The organism is Pseudoalteromonas spongiae UST010723-006 (genome assembly GCF_000238255.3).
In the GTDB taxonomy this organism is placed as follows: Bacteria; Pseudomonadota; Gammaproteobacteria; order Enterobacterales; family Alteromonadaceae; genus Pseudoalteromonas; species Pseudoalteromonas spongiae.
Map to the genome: position 1 here is coordinate 3,125,604 of NZ_CP011039.1, position 19,202 is coordinate 3,144,805.

The 19,202-nt window shown below is 41.7% G+C and carries 20 protein-coding genes; 4 read left to right on the forward strand and 16 right to left on the reverse strand.

All coding sequences use genetic code 11. From position 1 onward, the window contains the following. The first annotated feature begins 100 nt into the window (after nt 1–100). The gene (locus PSPO_RS14360; RefSeq protein WP_010561339.1) at nt 101–2,620 is read left to right on the forward strand and encodes a zinc-dependent metalloprotease; all 2,520 of its coding nucleotides are present in this window, start codon (nt 101–103) and stop codon (nt 2,618–2,620) included. 63 nt (nt 2,621–2,683) lie between these two features. Here PSPO_RS14360 and nadE read toward each other — a convergent pair whose 3' ends face one another. From nadE to PSPO_RS14440, 16 genes are all read right to left on the reverse strand, one after another. After that, nucleotides 2,684–3,514, reverse strand: a complete 831-nt coding sequence (gene nadE, locus PSPO_RS14365; protein WP_010561338.1) for an ammonia-dependent NAD(+) synthetase — start codon at nt 3,512–3,514, stop codon at nt 2,684–2,686. 15 nt (nt 3,515–3,529) lie between these two features. Then, nucleotides 3,530–4,177, reverse strand: coding sequence for a YceH family protein (locus tag PSPO_RS14370; protein ID WP_010561337.1), 648 nt, complete (start codon nt 4,175–4,177; stop codon nt 3,530–3,532). A gap of 111 nt (nt 4,178–4,288) precedes the next feature. After that, nucleotides 4,289–4,708 (reverse strand): F0F1 ATP synthase subunit epsilon, encoded by a 420-nt coding sequence (locus PSPO_RS14375; protein ID WP_010561336.1) that lies wholly within the window; start codon nt 4,706–4,708, stop codon nt 4,289–4,291. A gap of 13 nt (nt 4,709–4,721) precedes the next feature. After that, on the reverse strand, nt 4,722–6,107 hold the full coding sequence (gene atpD, locus PSPO_RS14380; protein ID WP_010561335.1) for a F0F1 ATP synthase subunit beta: 1,386 nt from the start codon (nt 6,105–6,107) through the stop codon (nt 4,722–4,724). A gap of 30 nt (nt 6,108–6,137) precedes the next feature. Beyond that, nucleotides 6,138–6,998, reverse strand: a complete 861-nt coding sequence (gene atpG, locus PSPO_RS14385; protein ID WP_010561334.1) for a F0F1 ATP synthase subunit gamma — start codon at nt 6,996–6,998, stop codon at nt 6,138–6,140. A gap of 44 nt (nt 6,999–7,042) precedes the next feature. Further along, on the reverse strand, nt 7,043–8,584 hold the full coding sequence (gene atpA, locus PSPO_RS14390) for a F0F1 ATP synthase subunit alpha (RefSeq protein WP_010561333.1): 1,542 nt from the start codon (nt 8,582–8,584) through the stop codon (nt 7,043–7,045). A 14-nt stretch (nt 8,585–8,598) separates the two neighbouring features. Continuing rightward, nucleotides 8,599–9,132, reverse strand: a complete 534-nt coding sequence (gene atpH / locus PSPO_RS14395) for a F0F1 ATP synthase subunit delta (RefSeq protein ID WP_010561332.1) — start codon at nt 9,130–9,132, stop codon at nt 8,599–8,601. Nucleotides 9,133–9,147: 15 nt separating this feature from the next. Further along, nucleotides 9,148–9,618 (reverse strand): F0F1 ATP synthase subunit B, encoded by a 471-nt coding sequence (gene atpF, locus PSPO_RS14400; protein ID WP_010561331.1) that lies wholly within the window; start codon nt 9,616–9,618, stop codon nt 9,148–9,150. Between the two features lie 44 nt (nt 9,619–9,662). Further along, nucleotides 9,663–9,896 carry a F0F1 ATP synthase subunit C gene (gene atpE, locus PSPO_RS14405; protein WP_010561330.1) on the reverse strand — a complete coding sequence of 78 codons (234 nt, stop codon included), beginning with the start codon at nt 9,894–9,896 and terminating at the stop codon, nt 9,663–9,665. 49 nt (nt 9,897–9,945) lie between these two features. Continuing rightward, nucleotides 9,946–10,800 carry a F0F1 ATP synthase subunit A gene (atpB, locus tag PSPO_RS14410; protein ID WP_010561329.1) on the reverse strand — a complete coding sequence of 285 codons (855 nt, stop codon included), beginning with the start codon at nt 10,798–10,800 and terminating at the stop codon, nt 9,946–9,948. Between the two features lie 15 nt (nt 10,801–10,815). Then, nucleotides 10,816–11,193: an ATP synthase subunit I gene (locus PSPO_RS14415; protein ID WP_010561328.1), complete on the reverse strand. Its 378-nt coding sequence runs from the start codon at nt 11,191–11,193 to the stop codon at nt 10,816–10,818. Nucleotides 11,194–11,411: 218 nt separating this feature from the next. Continuing rightward, the gene (locus tag PSPO_RS14420; protein WP_010561327.1) at nt 11,412–12,320 is read right to left on the reverse strand and encodes a ParB/RepB/Spo0J family partition protein; all 909 of its coding nucleotides are present in this window, start codon (nt 12,318–12,320) and stop codon (nt 11,412–11,414) included. A gap of 16 nt (nt 12,321–12,336) precedes the next feature. Then, on the reverse strand, nt 12,337–13,122 hold the full coding sequence (locus PSPO_RS14425) for a ParA family protein (RefSeq protein ID WP_010561326.1): 786 nt from the start codon (nt 13,120–13,122) through the stop codon (nt 12,337–12,339). Nucleotides 13,123–13,138: 16 nt separating this feature from the next. Then, nucleotides 13,139–13,759 carry a 16S rRNA (guanine(527)-N(7))-methyltransferase RsmG gene (rsmG, locus tag PSPO_RS14430; RefSeq protein ID WP_010561325.1) on the reverse strand — a complete coding sequence of 207 codons (621 nt, stop codon included), beginning with the start codon at nt 13,757–13,759 and terminating at the stop codon, nt 13,139–13,141. Between the two features lie 30 nt (nt 13,760–13,789). Then, the gene (gene mnmG / locus PSPO_RS14435; protein ID WP_010561324.1) at nt 13,790–15,679 is read right to left on the reverse strand and encodes a tRNA uridine-5-carboxymethylaminomethyl(34) synthesis enzyme MnmG; all 1,890 of its coding nucleotides are present in this window, start codon (nt 15,677–15,679) and stop codon (nt 13,790–13,792) included. 428 nt (nt 15,680–16,107) lie between these two features. Next, the gene (locus PSPO_RS14440) at nt 16,108–16,542 is read right to left on the reverse strand and encodes a flavodoxin domain-containing protein (RefSeq protein WP_010561323.1); all 435 of its coding nucleotides are present in this window, start codon (nt 16,540–16,542) and stop codon (nt 16,108–16,110) included. A 449-nt stretch (nt 16,543–16,991) separates the two neighbouring features. Between PSPO_RS14440 and PSPO_RS14445 the strand changes: the two genes are divergently transcribed. The 3 genes from PSPO_RS14445 (at nt 16,992) to fepB (ending at nt 19,197) form a co-directional block, all read left to right on the forward strand. Next, nucleotides 16,992–17,249 carry a hypothetical protein gene (locus tag PSPO_RS14445; protein WP_010561322.1) on the forward strand — a complete coding sequence of 86 codons (258 nt, stop codon included), beginning with the start codon at nt 16,992–16,994 and terminating at the stop codon, nt 17,247–17,249. 3 nt (nt 17,250–17,252) lie between these two features. Beyond that, the gene (locus tag PSPO_RS14450; RefSeq protein ID WP_010561321.1) at nt 17,253–18,143 is read left to right on the forward strand and encodes a helix-turn-helix transcriptional regulator; all 891 of its coding nucleotides are present in this window, start codon (nt 17,253–17,255) and stop codon (nt 18,141–18,143) included. A 97-nt stretch (nt 18,144–18,240) separates the two neighbouring features. Then, a complete protein-coding gene (gene fepB, locus PSPO_RS14455; protein ID WP_010561320.1) occupies nt 18,241–19,197 on the forward strand; it encodes a Fe2+-enterobactin ABC transporter substrate-binding protein in 957 nt (318 codons plus the stop codon). The last annotated feature ends 5 nt before the right edge of the window (nt 19,198–19,202 follow it).

Sequence of the window (19,202 nt, forward strand, 5' to 3'; positions counted from 1 at the left end):
ATTAAGTTACTTTTTACGTTTTAAATCCATTTTTGCTTTGGGTAGACTCATTTATTGATAAAAACAAAAATTTCACTTTGAAGGTACCAAGGGAAACACAATGAAATTAAAGCTACTTACACTTGCTGTAGCACTAAGCTTCGCCACCAGCGGCGCAGCAATGGCAAAAGACGACAAGAAAAAAGACGAAAAGAAAGATAAAACACTGGCTGAAATGCTTGAGAAAAAAACCGCTTCTGAAGGGTTATTTAATCTTTACCAAGATAAGAAAACTGGCGAAACCATGATGGTAATTAGTGAGGCAAACTTAAACAAGCCTTACGTTTACTTTGCACATACGGTTGACGGTGTAATTGATGCAGGCCATGTACGTGGCTCTTACCGCGAAACCAAATTAATTGAGTTCCGCCGTCACTTCAACCGCATTGATATTATAAGCAAAACACCACGCTATAAGTTTGATCCTAATAATGCAATTGCTAAAGCAAGCGATGCAAATATCAGTGAAGCTGTATTAGCAAGCTTAAAAATTGAAAAAGAAGAAGAAGGTAAGTTTGCGCTTAAAGTAGATAAGTTATTTAAAAGCGAAGCACTGCATAAGGTATCACCTTGGAAACGCGCAAATGATAAAAACGCTAGCAAGCGTTTTAACCCAGGTAAGCTAGACGACAAAAAATCGCGTATTCTTAGTAACCGCAACTACACCAATAATTTAGATATTGTTGTTGATTATGTATTTAAAAATGCTAACCCAAGCGTTCGCGGTACACAGTCAGTAACGGATCCGCGCACGGTATCAATTAAAGTACAGCACTCATTTATTGAATTGCCACAAAACGATTATCAGCCACGTAAAGATGATTCACGCGTTGGCTATTTTGGTCAGCAATTTGACGATATGACGACTAGCGACTGGGCGCCATATCAAGATTACATTAACCGTTGGAATCTCGTTAAAAAAGATCCTAATGCCGCGATTTCTGAGCCTGTTGAACCAATTACGTGGTGGATTGAAAACACCACACCAGTTGAATGGCGCGAAACAGTAAAAGAGGGTGTATTAGCATGGAACTTAGCATTTGAAAAAGCGGGTTTTAAAAACGCTATTGAAGTAAAAGTACAGCCGGACGATGCTGATTGGGATGCAGGCGACATTAACTACAACGTATTACGTTGGACTTCTTCACCACGTCCTCCATTTGGCGGTTACGGCCCATCACTTGCTAACCCGCTAACAGGCCAGATTTTAGGTTCTGATATCATGCTTGAATACGTGTTTATGAAAAACCGTTGGATGATGGACAGCTTATACAGTCAAGCGGCGTCATCAAGCGCTCACAACCATGAGATCGCAAGCCAAGAAGGGTTACATTGCAGCCAGGGCCATGAATTACAACAGGGCATGATGTTAGCTAACTCGCTAGCAACAACCGATATCGAGAAGAAAGAAATTTTAGAGCAAGGCTTAAAGATGCTTATTCTTCACGAAGTTGGTCATACGCTGGGTCTTAACCACAATATGAAAGCGTCTATTTTGTGGGATGAAAAAGACGTTCACGACAAAGCTAAAACGCAAGGTATTTTAACCGGTTCAGTAATGGACTATACGCCAGCAAACATTGCACCAAAAGGCATGAGCCAAGGCGATTACTTCCAAGATAAGCCAGGCCCTTACGATGATTGGGCTATTGAATATGGTTACTCACAAGGTTTAACTGATGCTGCGGCAGAAGCGGCGCGTTTAGAATCAATTTTAAAACGTTCTAGCGAACACGGTTTAGCATTTGGTAATGATGCCGACGATATGCGCGCACCTGGTCGTCATATAGACCCACGCGTAATGATTGGCGATATGTCATCAAACGCTGTGGCGTATGCTAAAGATCGTATGGAATTAGTAAACCAAACATTCGGTAAACTTGAGCAAACAGCGCTAAATGACGGTGAGTCGTATCAAGAGCTGCTGATCAAAGCAAATATGCTATTTGGTCAATACCGCGCTCAAGCAGGCGTTGTATCGCGTTACATTGGTGGTGTTTACGTAGAGCGTGACAATGTAGGTAGCAATACACAGCCTTACACGCCAGTGCCACTTGCTAAACAAAAAGAAGCGATGAACGTACTAACTGATTTAGTATTTGCACCAGATACACTATCAGCAATGGAACCTCTGCTTAACAAGATGCAACACCAGCGTCGCGGCTTTAGTCATTATGGTAAAAACGAAGATCCTAAGTACCACGCTATGGTACTTCGCATGCAAAAGAATGTATTAGCTCAGCTATTACACCCAAATGTAATGACGCGTATTTCGGATACCACAAAATACGGTAACGAATACGATGTGAACAGCTTCTTAAATGACTTAACCGCTGCCGTTTTTGTTGATGCAAAGTCAGCGTCATCAGTAAGCCACAACGTACAAACTGAGTATGTGCAGTCGTTAATTAAGATTGCGGGTATCAACAAACCGTCAAAGCACGATAACTTGGCAAAAGCAGCTGCATTTAAGCAACTACAAGATATTCAAGGTGCAAGCCTATCTTGGGGCGCGTCAGATGCTGCGAAAGCGCAAAAAGCCTATATTGATATGCTAATTGAGAAAGCATTAAAAGCGTAACGCTCTCTCGGTAAAACAAAAAGGCGCTCATTTTGAGCGCCTTTCCTTTATAAATTATAAAGATTAATCATAAACTGTTGGGATTGGCTTGCGCTTATGCTGAGTACGCTGATAAATCGCAATCAGCTTTTCTTCAACTTCTTTTGATACGTCTTTACCTTCTAAGAAGTCATCAATCTGATCGTAGCTCACGCCAAGTGCATCTTCATCAGCAAGGCCAGGGCGATCACACTCTAAATCAGCAGTTGGCGTTTTCGTTACCAGTAATTCTGGCGCACCAAGTGTTTTAGCTAACAAGCGGACTTGACGCTTAGACAGACCAAACAACGGGGCTAAGTCACATGCACCATCACCAAACTTAGTATAAAAACCAGTGATGTTTTCAGCACTGTGATCTGTGCCAACCACTAAACCTTGGGTTAACCCGCCAATTTCATATTGCGCTATCATGCGCTGACGTGCCTTTACGTTGCCTTTGGTAAAATCAATTGCACTTTGTGCTGGTGGCTCAATTGCTGCAGCCTCAAGCGCTGCTAGCGCCTCTGAATGCATACCATCGGTTGCAGGCTTAATATTTACAGTGACGCGCTTTGATGGTTGAATAAAATCCACAGCCAGTTGCGCTTCATCTTCATCTGCTTGCACACCATAAGGTAAACGCATGGCGATAAACTGGTATTTATCCGTTGCGTTTTCTTGGTTTAATTCATCAATCGCCAACTGACACAATTTGCCACATGTTGATGAGTCAACACCACCAGAGATACCAAGCACTAAACTGCGTGTACCTGACTCCACCAGCTTAGATTTAATAAAAGCAATTCGACGTGTAATTTCTGCTTGTGGATCGATTGAAGGGAGTACCTTCATTTCAGCCATGATTTCAGCGCGCACTGTTTATCTCCAATGTTATAAACCTAGATGTGATTTTATCTCTGCAAGTTCGCTGCGTAATTGAGCGACTTCTAATCTTAATTGTGCCATTTCATCACTTTGATGGCTAGCCACAACCGTCGATTGCGCATTCGAATTCACTGCTGTTAGTTCAGAAATATCGGCATCACCAAATAAATGCATAAAACGTGATTCACGTTTACCAGGTTCGCGTTCCAACTTCACAACATATTCTTGCTCCGCTAATGCGTTAAGGGCACTTTCAACTTCCGTTACATTGCTAAACTCTGCTAAACGGTTAGAACGTGTTCTAAGCTCGCCAGGCGTTTGTGCACCGCGTACCAACATTAAGCAAACAATCGCCTTTTGCTGATCGGTTAGCTTTATTGAACCGAACTCTGTATTACAAAAGCGATGGGCATATTTACTCACGCGACCCGACAACCCTTCATCAACTGTCACTAAGCGTTTTGCAACAAGTGAATCTAAGCCTTCTTGTACGTCAGATTCCGACAACGCCATTACAGGCTCACGATTTGATTTTTGATTGCAGGCGTTAGTCAGGCTATTGAGCGAAAGAGGGTACTGATCTGGCGTGGTTTGTTGTTTTTCTAGTAAGCAGCCAATAATGCGTTGTTCAACTGGCGTTAAATTGAGTTCCATCTTACTTCCTTGAGTAACAAGTTGTGATTCTTATATACCTCAATTTAGAAAATGAAAAAACAAAAAACCCGCCAATTGGCGGGTTTTTTACTAAACCATGTAAGGTTTTGGTTACTTCTTGCGCATAGACTGAAGTACTTTGATTTGTGCAATCGCTTTTGAAAGCTCAATTGCAGCTTCAGCATAGTTGAAGTCTGCAGCAGATGCGTTCGCCATGTGCTCTTCAGCTTGACGCTTCGCTTCTAATGCAGTTGCTTCATCTAGGTCTTCTGCACGTGTTGCAACATCAGCAAGAACGGTTACAGTGCCTGGTTGTACTTCTAATGTACCACCCGCGATGTAAATCATTTCTTCTTCGCCGTGTTGCTTAACAAAGTTAACCATACCAGGTTTTAGGGGTGTTAGTAGTGGTGCGTGGCCATGTAAAATACCTAGCTCACCTTCACTACCTGTTACTTGAAGTGATTCAACGCGACCAGAGAAAATTGTCTCTTCTGCGCTTACTACGTCAAGATGTATAGTCATTGCCATAACAGCCCCCTAATTACATGTCTTTGGCTTTTTCGATCGCTTCGTCGATTGAACCAACCATGTAGAACGCTTGCTCTGGAAGATCGTCATAGTCACCAGCTAGGATGCCTTTGAAGCCCTCAAGAGTATCTTTCAGTGATACGTATTTACCAGGTGCACCTGTGAATACCTCAGCTACGAAGAATGGCTGAGATAGGAAACGCTGGATCTTACGAGCACGTGATACAACTTGCTTATCTTCATCAGATAGCTCGTCCATACCTAGGATTGCGATGATGTCTTTAAGTTCTTTATAACGCTGAAGAACTGTTTGAACACCACGTGCAACGTCATAGTGCTCTTGACCGATTACTAATGGGTCAAGCTGACGAGATGATGAATCAAGTGGATCGATCGCTGGGTAAATACCTAGTGACGCGATATCACGAGAAAGTACAACTGTCGCATCTAAGTGAGCGAACGTAGTCGCTGGTGATGGATCCGTTAAGTCATCCGCAGGTACATATACTGCTTGGATAGACGTGATTGAACCAGTCTTAGTTGATGCGATACGCTCCTGAAGTACACCCATTTCTTCAGCTAGTGTAGGCTGGTAACCTACCGCTGATGGCATACGACCTAGAAGTGCTGATACTTCTGTACCCGCTAGTGTATAACGGTAAATGTTATCAACGAAGAAAAGTACGTCACGACCTTCGTCACGGAACTTCTCAGCCATTGTAAGACCAGTAAGTGCAACACGTAGACGGTTACCTGGTGGCTCGTTCATCTGACCGTAAACAAGCGATACTTTATCAAGTACGTTTGATTCGTTCATTTCATGGTAGAAGTCATTACCCTCACGAGTACGCTCACCAACACCTGCGAATACTGAGTAACCGCTGTGCTCGATTGCGATGTTACGGATAAGTTCCATCATGTTTACTGTTTTACCAACACCCGCACCACCGAATAGACCAACTTTACCACCTTTAGCGAATGGACATACAAGGTCGATTACCTTGATACCAGTCTCTAAAAGCTCAACTGAGCTGCTCTGATCTTCGTAGCTTGGAGCTTCACGGTGGATAGAGTAACGCTCTTCTTCACCGATTGGACCCGCTTCATCAATTGGGTCACCAAGTACGTTCATGATACGACCTAGTGTCGCTGTACCAACTGGAACCTTGATAGGCTCGCCAGTTGTGTCTACTTCAGTACCACGACGTAAACCGTCAGTAGTACCTAGTGCGATACCACGTACCACACCGCCGCCAAGCTGCTGTTGAACTTCTAAAGTCAAACCAGCAAGCTCACCGCTTGTTACTTTTAGTGCGTCATATACGGCTGGCACGTTGTCTTGTGGAAACTCGATGTCCACAACGGCGCCGATAATTTGGACGACCTTACCTAAACTCATGTCTATTCCTCTCGTTAACTTTGCCAACCGTTAAACGGCTGCTGAACCTGACACGATTTCACTAATTTCTTGTGTAATCGCGGCTTGTCGTGCTTTGTTGTATACCAGTTGTAACTCATCAATTAAGTCACCTGCGTTGTCTGTTGCAGCTTTCATCGCAACCATACGTGCAGCTTGTTCAGATGCAGCGTTTTCAACAACACTCTGATATACCTGAGACTCGATAAAGCGTTTAATAAGAGTTTCTAAAATTGCCTCTGGGTTTGGCTCATATAAGTAATCCCAAGAGTGGCTAGAAACTTCTTCGTCAGCTTTAGGCAAAGGTAATAACTGATCGATCACTGGCTCTTGTTTCATCGTGTTTACAAAGTTGTTGTAAACAACAAACAAGCGGTCAATTTTTCCTTCTGAGTATGCATCAAGCATCACTTTTACAGGACCAATTACGTCCTGAATTGAAGGAGCATCACCAAGCCCTGCTCTGCTTGCTAATAACTCACCGCCAAAACGCTGGAAAAAGCCTGCTGCTTTGCTACCTAGGGCAGCAAATTCAGCGTCAACGCCTTTTTCTTTCCACGCTTTAACGTCTAGTGCAACTTTCTTAAACTCGTTTGAGTTTAAGCCGCCACATAGACCGCGGTCAGTAGAAACAATAATGTAACCAACTTTCTTTACATCACGTTCTTCTAAAAACGGGTGTTTAAAGTCTAAGTTAGCCTGAGCAACACGACCGATCACTTTGCGTATATTTTCAGCGTATGGGCGGCTTGATGCCACGCGATCTTGTGCCTTCTTCATTTTAGAAGCGGCAACCATCTCCATTGCGCTGGTGATCTTCTGAGTATTTTTAATACTCCCGATCTGTGATTTTATCTCTTTTCCGCCGGCCATGACTTATCTCCGAATCAGTGGTGACCGAAGTCACCATTAATAACTTACCAAGTTTGTGTAGATTTACACTTTTCTAAAAGCTCTTTAAGTTGAGCTTCGATCTCGGCGTTGTAGTTACCCGTTTCGTTGATTTCAGTCATAAGCGCTGAATATTCACTGTTAGCGAAAGAGATTAACGCAGCTTCGAAATCAAGTACTTTGTTGATTTCGATGTCTTTTAGATAACCTTTTTCAGCAGCGAATAATGACAGAGACATTTCAGCAACAGACATTGGAGCGTACTGCTTTTGCTTCATTAGCTCAGTAACACGCTCACCATGCTCTAATTGAGCACGAGTTGCATCGTCAAGGTCTGACGCAAACTGTGAGAACGCTGCTAGTTCACGATACTGTGCTAGCGCTAGACGGATACCACCACCTAGTTTCTTAACGATCTTAGTTTGTGCTGCACCACCTACACGAGATACCGAGATACCAGCGTTAACCGCTGGACGGATACCTGCGTTGAATAGGTCAGTTTCTAGGAAGATCTGACCATCCGTGATTGAGATAACGTTTGTAGGTACGAACGCAGATACGTCACCACCTTGAGTCTCAATGATTGGAAGTGCAGTTAATGAACCTGTCTTACCTTTCACTTCACCGTTAGTGTACTTCTCAACATAATCAGCGTTTACACGTGATGCACGCTCTAGAAGACGTGAGTGAAGGTAGAATACGTCACCAGGGTATGCTTCACGGCCTGGTGGACGCTTAAGTAGTAGTGAGATCTGACGGTAAGCAACAGCTTGCTTAGACAGGTCATCATATACGATTAATGCATCTTCACCGCGGTCGCGGAAGTATTCACCCATAGTACAACCAGCAAATGGCGCTAGGAATTGTAGCGCAGCTGATTCAGAAGCAGATGCAACAACAACGATAGTGTTTTCAAGTGCACCGTGCTCTTCTAACTTACGTACTACGTTAGCAATTGTAGATGCTTTTTGACCAACCGCTACGTACACACACTTAACGCCTGTGTCTTTTTGGTTGATGATCGCATCGATTGCTAGTGCAGTTTTACCAGTCTGACGGTCACCGATTACTAGCTCACGCTGACCACGACCTACTGGAATCATCGCATCGATAGACTTATAACCAGTTTGTACTGGCTCGTCTACTGATTGACGCTCGATTACACCTGGTGCAATCTTTTCTACAGGTTCGAAACCTGCAGCTTCAACAGCGCCTTTACCATCAATTGGCTCACCTAGTGTGTTTACAACACGACCAAGTAGTTTAGGGCCAACTGGTACTTCAAGGATACGACCTGTTGCTTGTACTTTTACGCCTTCTTTAAGGTCTGCGTATGGACCCATTACTACTGCACCTACTGAGTCGCGCTCAAGGTTTAGTGCGATAGCATAACGGTTGCCTGGAAGCTCGATCATCTCACCTTGCATACAGTCAGCTAGACCGTGAATGCGGATGATACCGTCAGTAACAGATACAATCGTACCTTCGTTACGTGCTTCACTTACAACTTCGAACTGCTCAATACGTTTTTTGATTAGTTCTGAAATTTCAGTGGAATTAAGTTGCATGCTCTTCTTCCCAATTACGATTGTAGTGTTGTTGAAAGACGATTTAGCTTGCCGCGTACTGTTCCATCAATCACAGTATCGCCAGCTTTAATCACTAGACCGCCCATAGTGTTAGCATCAACACTACAATTCAGCTTAACTTTGCGTGCGAAGCGTTTTTCCAATGCTGCGCTAAGAGTAGCTTTCTGCTCTGCAGAAAGCTCAGTTGCAGAAACCACATCAACGTCGATTTCTTTGTCATATTCTGATTTAAACTCAGCATATAACTTAGCAACAGCAGGAATAGCGGCTAAACGCTCATTTTCGGCCATTAGCTTGATAAGATTCTGACCCAGTTCGTTGATCTGCTCAGCACCAAGTTTGATGATTACATCAGCTTGCTCTTTTGCAGATGGGATGCTTGAAAGTAGGGCTTTAACCTGCTCATCGCTAGCTAATGCGCCAGCGAAGAACAACATTTCATTCCAACTTTCTACAGCACCTTTTTCAACCGCTAGGTCAAAAGCCGCTTTCGCGTATGGGCGAGCGATGGTAGTCAATTCAGACATGCTCATACCCTCCTATTAAAGCTGCGCAACAAGTTTTTCAACGATGTCGCTATGTGCCGCTTCATTGATCTCGCGCTCTAAAATTTTCTCTGCGCCAACAACTGCTAGAGTAGCAACTTGTTTACGTAGTTCTTCTTTAGCACGGTTACGCTCAGCTTCTACTTCTGAGTGACCTTGAGCAATGATAGCTTGACGCTCCTCTTGACCACGAGATGTCTCGTCATCAACGATTTGTGTCGCACGCTTTTTAGCTTGTTCAATAATGTCAGCTGCTTGCGCTTTCGCTTCTTTAAGCTGGTCAGCTGCTTTCTGCTGAGCAAGCTCTAAGTCTTTTTCAGCTCTGTCTGTAGCAGCTAAACCTTCTTCAATTTTTTTCTGGCGAGCTTCAATTGCGCCGTTTAGCGGTGGCCATACATATTTCATACAGAAAAGTACGAAAACCGTAAACGCAATTAATTCACCAATTAGAGTGGCAGTTAAGTTCACGACCGCTCCTCCTTAAATAGTTTGCTGTTCAACGATTAATAAAATTAAAGTACGAACAACAATACCATTGCGATACCTACACCGATCATTGCTACCGCATCGATAAGACCAGCTAGGATGAACATTTTAACTTGTAGTGAAGGCGCTAGTTCAGGCTGACGAGCACATGCTTCTAGGAATTTACCACCCATGTTACCGAAGCCGATTGCAGTACCGATAGCACCGAAACCGATAAGTAGAGCCACAGCGATGTACTTAAGACCAATCATTAGTTCCATTTTTATCTCCAAAATGTAAATTAAAAGTTAAATTAAAAAAGTGTATAAATTAGTGGTTGTCTGAGCTTGCCATGCTTAGGTAAACAATCGTCAGCATCATAAATACGAATGCTTGAAGAACGATAACTAAGATATGGAAAACTGCCCAAATAAAGTGTAATGGTAACTGCATTAAGCCAACTGCACCGATTAGGATGAAGATAAGCTCACCTGCATACAGGTTACCGAACAAACGCAGTGCTAGTGAAAACGGCTTAGCAATTAGTGCGATTGTTTCTAATAAAAGGTTACACGGGATTAAGAACAACATACCGATCTTGTTCTTAGTGCTGAAAGGGTGAAGCGTAAGTTCAGCGATGAAACCTTTGATGCCTTTAATTTTAATTGAGTAGCCAATCATCAGGAAGAATACGCCTAATGCTAATGCAGCAGTCATATTAATATCTGTGGTTGGTACTATCTTCATGTAGACATCATGTGAATCCATACCAAATGCCGTTTCGCCAACAAAGCCAGCAAATGCAGGTAAGAAGTCAACAGGAATTAAGTCCATTAGGTTCATTAAGAAAACCCAAACAAAGATGGTCAATGCAAGTGGTGCAATTAACGCGCTCTTACCATGGTAAGTGTCACGTACGTTGTCACCAACAAACTCAACAATCATTTCAATGAAACATTGAAATTTACCCGGTACACCGGTAGTTGCTTTGTTTGCTGCACTACGGAAGATCCATAAAAATAAGATCCCTAATCCGATAGACCAAGCAAGGGTATCGATATGCCACGTCCAGAAACCACTGTCAGCACATGCTTTGTTGAAGGCAAGACCAGCATCGGTCGAACACATCTTAGCATTTGTTAAGTGGTGCTGAATGTGACTCGATAGAGTTACTTCTTCAGCCATGTTTTATCCCAAAAGTTAATGAAAAAAAATCGGTGCAAACCAGCTCACAATCATCACCAACACATAAACCGAGAAAAATGGTAACAACACCACTGTTGACGACTTAAGTACCAATGCGAATAGCAAAATGGTTAATAAATACTTTAATCCAGCTCCTCGTTTAATCGAGGAATATACTTGTTGTACTTGTCTGGCCCCTGCAAAGCGAAACGCATAAAGGGTATATACAAAATTGGGAAGCAACGCGACAAATCCGCCAATTAACGCCGATTTACCCGCTAACACTCCCCAACCAAGCCAAACTACTAACGCACTCACAAGTGCTACTACGCCCTGCAAATAAATAAACTTCAGTGCTTTGGTTCGTAAAGGTTTTGCTAAAGAATTTGCCACAAAAATAATCAACCTTCACGATACACAATGAAACAGGGTACAAAAAACTGGCAAAATTATACTTATTTTTGCCAGATTTGCAACTTGAAAGCCGTTTATTTATAGGCTTTTGGAAGGTGCATAAACAGGCTTTAAACCGTGATTTTTATGCAAAATTTAAGGTATTTTTAGACTATTAGTTAATATTAATGAAATGTATATCGAAAATTAATATAACGTTAATTAATTTTCTCTAAAATACCGTCAAGTTCATCAAGAGAGGTATACGAAATAACCAGTTTACCTTTTCCTTTCTGATTGTAGTTAATTTCAACTTTAGCCCCTAAGTTTTGAGCAAGCTGCTGTTCTAACTGCAATACATCTGGATCTTTTTCTTTTGGTTGCGCTTCAGACTTTGGTTCAAGTACTGAACGCACTAGTTTTTCTGTTTCACGCACAGTAAGTGCTTTTGCGACTACGATACGCGCAGTGGCCGACTGGTCTTCACCGTCAAGTGCTAATAAACAGCGGGCATGACCCATTTCAATGTCGCCGTGCTCGAGTAAACGTTTAACATCTTCATTGAGATTATTTAAACGCAGCAAATTAGTCACGGTTGTACGTGATTTACCAACAGCATCAGCAACTTGTTGATGTGTCAGCTCAAATTCGTTCAATAAACGGTCAAGAGCAACCGCTTCTTCCATCGCATTTAAGTCTTCACGTTGAATATTTTCAATTAATGCAATGGCAACAGCCGCTTCGTCAGGCACTTCTTTGATTAAGCAAGGAACAACTTCCAATTTAGCAAGTTGTGCCGCACGCCAGCGACGTTCACCGGCGATAATTTCGTAGCTATTATGTGCAATTGGACGCACCACAATTGGTTGAATCACCCCTTGTGCGCGGATTGAAGAGGCCAGTTCTTCGAGCGCCTCTTCTGACATGTCTTTACGCGGTTGATATTTTCCTGGATGTAAGAATTCAATCGGGAGTTTTTGTAGCTCACTTGGCGGCGTCGCTTTCGCAGATTCATTTACACCGTCAGTTTGCACGACTGATTGACCTTGAACATCTTGCGCTTTTGGTTTTGCAGATGTTAACAGGGCATCCAAGCCGCGCCCTAAACCACGTTTTTTAGGAGACATTCATATTCCTCAGAAATTAAGCAACGGCCTGACTTTTTTTCTCTTTACGACGCAGCATTTCTCCGGCTAATGCAAGATATGCTTTAGCACCACTTGATGCGCGATCGTAGTACATTGCCGGTGCACCAAAACTTGGCGCTTCAGCTAAGCGTACATTACGAGGGATTACCGTGCGGTATACTTTTTCACCAAAATGTTGTTTTAATTGGTCAGACACGTCATTTGCTAGACGATTACGCGGATCGTACATGGTTCGCAAGATGCCTTCAATTTCTAATTTTGGATTTACTAGTTTAGCAAGCTGCGTAATGGTATCCATCAGCGCAGTTAAACCTTCTAATGCAAAATACTCGCATTGCATCGGCACAAGTACCGAGTCTGCTGCGGCCATTGCATTTACCGTTAACATGTTTAGCGAAGGAGGGCAGTCAATAAAGATAAACTCGTACTGGTCGGCTATTTTTTCAAGCGCGTTGCGCAAGCGAATTTCTCGCGCATACATCTCCATTAGCTTCACTTCAGCAGCAGTTACGTCGCCGTTTGCTGCGATTAAGTGATATTCGCCAGAGGTTTCTTTAATAACAACTTCATCGAAAGGCTTTTCTTCAACAAGCAGATCGTAAGTAGTGGCAATTTCATCGTATTTGTCGACGCCGCTACCCATAGTCGCATTACCTTGTGGATCGAGGTCGATTAACAGCACTTTACGCTTAGTAGCAGCCATTGACGCTGCTAAATTTACCGCAGTGGTGGTTTTGCCAACCCCACCTTTTTGGTTTGCAATTGCAATGATTCTAGCCACGGTGTCCCCTAACAAATTAGTTCTTTTTTAGAATTATTAAATGCCTTTCGGCATCCAGCTCAGGCACTGTTAATACTACTTTATCTTGGTATTCAATCGAGGCCGGTAATTGGTCAATTTCTTGTTCAGGAAATTGCCCTTTTAGCGCAATAAAACGACCAGAGTGATCCACTAAGTGCTGACACCAGTCTACCATATCTTGCAAAGATGCAAAGGCACGACTTAAAACGCCATCAAATGGTTGTTCTGGTTGATATTCTTCAACGCGAGATTGCACCGGAGTGATATTTTTAAGCTTTAAATTTAGCTTAACTTGATTTAAAAAACGAATGCGTTTGCCAAGGCTATCTAATAACACAAATTGTTTATCAGGATGAGCAATTGCTAATACCACACCCGGTAAGCCAGGGCCCGTACCAACATCAATATAGTGATTGCCGTCTAAATGCGGTGCCACAACCAGTGAATCAAGAATGTGTTTAACCACCATTTCTTGTGGATCACGAACAGAAGTTAAGTTGTAAGCTTTATTCCACTTATCAAGCATCTCAACATAACTAACCAATTGCTGTTTTTGCGTTTCAGATAATGAAATGGATGTTTTTGCCAATAAGGCATCTAATTTATTGCGAATCACGTAATGAACCCAGAAAGCAGCAAATCAGCACTAAGCTGATTTGCGTAATAAACCTTGTTTTTTTAAGTACACTAATAATAGCGAAATTGCCGCAGGTGTTATACCTGAAATTCGCGATGCTTGGCCGATAGTGGTTGGTCGTACATCAGTTAACTTGGCAACAACCTCATTTGATAAACCCGATACCTTGCTGTAATCAAAATCAGCTGGCAATAAGGTATTCTCATGGCGCAATTGCTTATCAATTTCGTCTTGCTGACGTGCAATATAACCTGCGTACTTAATTTGAATCTCAACTTGTTCGTGAGCTTGTGCATTATTCGTTTCAGGTGCTAAGCCATCAATCGCAACCAGATCGTTGTAATTTACTTCAGGGCGCTTAACCAGATCAGCAAGACTTGCTTCACGCGTTAATGGCATTTTTAGTAAGGCATTAACATTTTCAAGTGCTGGGTGATCTTTATGGATCCACGTATCTTTTAAGCGTTGAGACTCAAGCTCCATCACTTCGATCTTTTCGTTGAATGCCTGCCAACGAGCATCGTCAACTAAGCCAAGTTCACGGCCTTTCGCTGTTAAACGTAGATCGGCATTATCTTCACGTAATAATAAACGGTATTCAGCACGGCTTGTGAACATGCGGTACGGTTCTTTTGTACCAAGCGTTGCTAAGTCATCAATCAGTACACCTGTGTATGCTTCGTCACGGCGTGGTGTCCAAGCATCTTTGCCTTGTACTTGTAACGCAGCATTCATACCTGCAATTAAGCCCTGAGCACCAGCTTCTTCATAACCAGTAGTACCGTTAATTTGGCCAGCAAAGAATAAGCCGTTGATAAACTTAGTTTCTAAAGACTGCTTTAAATCACGTGGATCGAAGAAATCATATTCAATTGCATAACCTGGGCGGCAAATATGGGCATTTTCAAAGCCTTTAATCGATCTTACGATCTGCATTTGCACATCAAACGGTAAACTTGTCGAAATACCATTTGGATATAATTCGTGTGTAGTAAGGCCTTCAGGCTCAACAAAGATCTGGTGCTTGTCTTTGTCTGCAAAACGCATGATCTTATCTTCAATCGATGGGCAATAACGTGGGCCGATGCCTTCAATTACACCAGCATACATTGGTGAACGATCAAGGTTATTGCGAATAACGTCATGCGTTTTTTCATTAGTGTAAGTGATATAGCACGGGATCTGCGTTGGGTGATCCGATTGTTTACCCATAAATGAGAATACAGGTGTTGGCGTATCACCAGGTTGAGGCTGCATTACCGAAAAATCAACAGTACGTGCATCAATACGTGGCGGCGTACCTGTTTTTAAACGATCAACACGGAATGGCAATTCACGTAAGCGTTTAGCAAGGGCAATAGAAGGTGGATCACCAGCACGACCACCGCTAAAGTTTTCCATACCAATGTGAATTGTACCACCTAAGAAAGTGCCAACAGTTAAAACCACGCTTGGCGCTTCAAATTTAAGCCCCATTTGTGTCACAACACCTTTTACGGTATCGCCATCAACGATGAGATCATCACACGATTGTTGGAAAATGGTGAGGTTTTCTTGGTTTTGCAAGGTTTGCTGAATCGCTTCTTTGTAAAGCTTTCTATCAGCTTGTGCTCGTGTAGCACGTACCGCTGGGCCTTTAGAAGAATTAAGCGTTCTAAATTGAATGCCACCTTTATCGATCGCTTGTGCCATAGCGCCACCAAGTGCATCGATTTCTTTAACCAAATGGCCTTTACCGATCCCACCGATCGCAGGATTACATGACATTTGACCTAAAGTATCAATATTATGAGTCAACAGTAATGTTTTCATTCCCATGCGTGAAGAAGCAAGTGCTGCTTCTGTACCAGCATGTCCACCACCAACAACAATAACGTCAAATTGTTCATGAAATAGCATGTAAAGGATCCTGCGTAATATCCGAGTTAGATTTTGAAAGGATGCGTATTCTACCTAGAAATTCTAAGAAGTGAAACGATTAAATAATGAACACGATCTAAAGAACTGATCTAATATAAAATAAATGATCTTTAGAAAGATCTTGTTATTTCTATTATATAGTAGCCCTGTTTCTGTTGATAACTCTAACTAAAACTTTACTTTCAGTAAGTTAAGTTAGATCAATTGGTGTTGATATGATCGGATCAAGTACTTTAAAAGCGCTGATCAACTTACCTAGTTATCAACATCTCGATTAAGTGAAAATTCTATCCAATGCATAATCATCTATAAATACAAGGTTAGATCAAGGGTTATCCACATTTCGATCTAAATATATTAAAAATTGTGAATAACCTTTTTATATGATCAATAGTCTAGTGCAGTGATTATAACTTGGCTAACAACTGCGGAAGCCAAGCCAGTGCAATATCTTCAGGCAATTCTTCCGATTGGGCGTCAACTTCTAAGCGATCAACAAGCTTCACAGCGCCTTTACTAGCAAGGTGTTGATCTAGGTCTTTTGCTGCCTGATTAAACTGATCATAGCTAGAATCGCCTAAACCTATCACCGCATATGTTAGATGTGTAAGTTGTTCTACTTCAGCTAAATCAGACGCAAAGCTTTGAATGTTATCTGGTAACTCACCTGCACCATGAGTTGAAGTGCATATTAACCAAGCATTATCTTTGACCTCTGAAAGCACAGGATGCTCGTGCACAGTGGCATGAATGTCATGTTCTACTAACGCCTCTTGGATCTGTTCAGCGACATATTCCGCTGAACCCATTTGGCTACCAACAATAATGCTTAGATTTTTCATGATGAGTTGATCAGGTATTTTTCTCGATCTTAAGGTATAAATAGCTTAGTTAAAAGATCTTATTCACAGTGGATATAAATAGTTTGTTTGTTTAATCAGCGTATTTTATTTAGGTTGTTGTTATTTAATGTTTTTTATTATTTAGAATGTTTTGATAAATTTGCGATCAATCTGTGTAAAACTCGTTGTTAACCTCTTTATTACTCCTTAGCAAAGGCTATATAAATTCATTTAGCATTGATTAAAACATCAAGTTTAATCACGTTGTGGATAGATCTATTCAATGCGGCGCGAGATCGGCTTTTTTATTAGATCTAACTAATTGGTTTTAAGATCCAAATATTCTAAAAAATGTCGGTCTTTTAGCATGGCAAAACGGAGTTTGATCTGTTTTTTCGATCGCTTTGTGACAAAATGGCAATATGTAATATCTATATTGGTGATATGTAGTGATTGATTTTTATCGGATCAAAGAAGGTGAGTTTGTTCGTTTGGTTGAAACTGGCTCTATGACAGATTTTATAGCGCAAGAATCAAACCTAGAGGCGAATAAGTATCACTTATTTGCGATTAATACGCAAACAGGAAAGGGCTATACCATTCGTCAAGCGAGGGTAGATGAGCTCAGATCATGGCGTTTAGATCGCCTTGCATTATTATTAAAAAAGCTAGGTCAAAGTAATTTTCAAGTACGGAATAATAAGTAAAGTATGGGTCATTTTAAATCCAGCGCAGCAAAGCCATTGGTTATGAGGCCTTATGAAAACTATAACTTACGGCCTGGTTTAAGTTTTCATTTTGGTGCACAACATGAGCAACATGATTGCACCTGGTTTGCATCACTTGATGCTGGATTGCGATTGTTTATTGTATTAGAAGGGCGTTTGTCGCTACATTTTGGTTCTCATCATCTAGAACTTGATAATCGAGATAACGCTAAAGTGTGTGCTGCGGCTGTTTATCTAAATCAAGCAGATCAATTTACACGGAATTCTCATTTAAACTGTTACACCAAGCGTATAACTATTGGTTTTAGTGCCGCATGGCTTGATCATTCAGGGTTGGCATTAAACGACTATTTACCGCATTTAGCTCATTGTCATTGGCCGTTATCCGATCATGCTATTGCCATAGTGAATCAAATGATCGACCCACCAGCGATTAGCGCGGATCTAACGGGGCTTTATTTAGAAAGTCGCGCTATTGAGCTGCTATTAGAAGGCTTATCTTACTTGAAGCGTAATAATCATAATGAAGCGATGCATCGTACTCTTTCAAGTGATAGCTACCTTAAAATGCAACAAGTAAAGCGCTGGGTATTTGAAAACTTAGCAACACCACTTACTAACGATCTTATCGCAGCGCAATTTCATTTATCTAAAACAACCTTGCAAAGACATTTTAAGTTAGCCTTTGGCGTTACAATTTCAGACTTTGTTGTGCAGGCTAAACTCGAAATGGCCTATGAAATGCTTAAAAATGGGCAAGGAAATGTGAGTAAAGCCTCAGAAGTTGCGGGTTATTCAACACCTAATAGCTTTTCAACAGCGTTTAAACGTTATTTTGGTGTTTCACCTAAATCGGTTAAAAAGAAAGTATAAGTTGGCACACTTACGAATGTTTTTGCCATTTAAAAGAATGTTGTAAGCAGAATTATTTGTAAAAATATGAGAATAATTATCATTTAAAATAAATGCTATGTTTCTCAGTCGTTGTGTAAGTTTATTCCGTTATCTTTTTATTGGTTCTCTAGTCTTTGGTCAATTTTGTAATATTGTATTTGCAACTGAATTTCCTCGCTATTTTGTTAATGCGGATGGCTCAACAACTGAGATAGTTGCAAAGCCAAAACGTATTTTATCCACTTCGGTTACTGTTACCGGCACTTTATTAGCGATGGATGCACCAGTGATTGCGAGTGCTCAAACTGCAACGGCCAATTTCTTTGCGCAATGGCAAAACGTTGCTCAAGCAAAGAAAGTAGCGCCACTTTGGCCCGCAGGACAAGTTGACTTAGAAGCAGCATTTTTACAGCAACCCGATTTAATTATTGTATCCGTAAATGGCGCTGACTCAGCGCTCGCTCATATTGATGAACTTAAAATGATTGCGCCAGTAATAACGGTAGATTATGGCGTGCTTACTTGGCAACAATTGGCGCAGCAATTAGCACAAGGGTTAGGGGTAGAATCTCAAACTGATGCTGTAATACAGCAGTTTGAACGTGTATTAACTCAAGCAAAAAATGAAATAACGATCCCATCAGGACTGGTCAATATCATTAGCTACAATGGGCCGGGTATTACCAATCCCATTGCGACGGTAAAAAGTGCACACGGTCAGCTTTTAGCATCTCTTGGTTTTAAACTGGAAGAGCCTAATGCAGATTGGCACTCAGGAACAAAAGCCACAGGTGATTTTGTTCGCGCAGAGTATGAAAAATTGAGTCAATTAAAGGGCGATACCACCTTTTTACTACGAGTCGATTCTTCCGCGGTATCAAGGGTATTGAATGATCCTGTATTACAAAACCTCAATTCAATCAAAAACAAACAAGTATATGCATTAGGTGCGAACTCTTTTCGCATCGACTATTACAGTGCACTTGAAGTTATACACCAAATTAAACGCGACTTTGCGACTAAACCTCTCTGATAAAT

Bases quoted from the DNA above. Each gene is read 5' to 3' on its own strand.
- PSPO_RS14450 (WP_010561321.1), top strand. From the start codon at position 17,253: ATGGGTCATTTTAAATCCAGCGCAGCAAAGCCATTGGTTATGAGGCCT.
- atpH (WP_010561332.1), bottom strand. From the start codon at position 9,132: ATGTCTGAATTGACTACCATCGCTCGCCCATACGCGAAAGCGGCTTTT.
- atpB (WP_010561329.1), bottom strand. From the start codon at position 10,800: ATGGCTGAAGAAGTAACTCTATCGAGTCACATTCAGCACCACTTAACA.
- PSPO_RS14375 (WP_010561336.1), bottom strand. From the start codon at position 4,708: ATGGCAATGACTATACATCTTGACGTAGTAAGCGCAGAAGAGACAATT.
- atpG (WP_010561334.1), bottom strand. From the start codon at position 6,998: ATGGCCGGCGGAAAAGAGATAAAATCACAGATCGGGAGTATTAAAAAT.
- mnmG (WP_010561324.1), bottom strand. From the start codon at position 15,679: ATGCTATTTCATGAACAATTTGACGTTATTGTTGTTGGTGGTGGACAT.
- atpE (WP_010561330.1), bottom strand. From the start codon at position 9,896: ATGGAACTAATGATTGGTCTTAAGTACATCGCTGTGGCTCTACTTATC.
- fepB (WP_010561320.1), top strand. From the start codon at position 18,241: ATGTTTCTCAGTCGTTGTGTAAGTTTATTCCGTTATCTTTTTATTGGT.
- PSPO_RS14370 (WP_010561337.1), bottom strand. From the start codon at position 4,177: ATGGAACTCAATTTAACGCCAGTTGAACAACGCATTATTGGCTGCTTA.
- PSPO_RS14360 (WP_010561339.1), top strand. From the start codon at position 101: ATGAAATTAAAGCTACTTACACTTGCTGTAGCACTAAGCTTCGCCACC.
- PSPO_RS14420 (WP_010561327.1), bottom strand. From the start codon at position 12,320: ATGTCTCCTAAAAAACGTGGTTTAGGGCGCGGCTTGGATGCCCTGTTA.
- atpD (WP_010561335.1), bottom strand. From the start codon at position 6,107: ATGAGTTTAGGTAAGGTCGTCCAAATTATCGGCGCCGTTGTGGACATC.
- PSPO_RS14440 (WP_010561323.1), bottom strand. From the start codon at position 16,542: ATGAAAAATCTAAGCATTATTGTTGGTAGCCAAATGGGTTCAGCGGAA.
- atpA (WP_010561333.1), bottom strand. From the start codon at position 8,584: ATGCAACTTAATTCCACTGAAATTTCAGAACTAATCAAAAAACGTATT.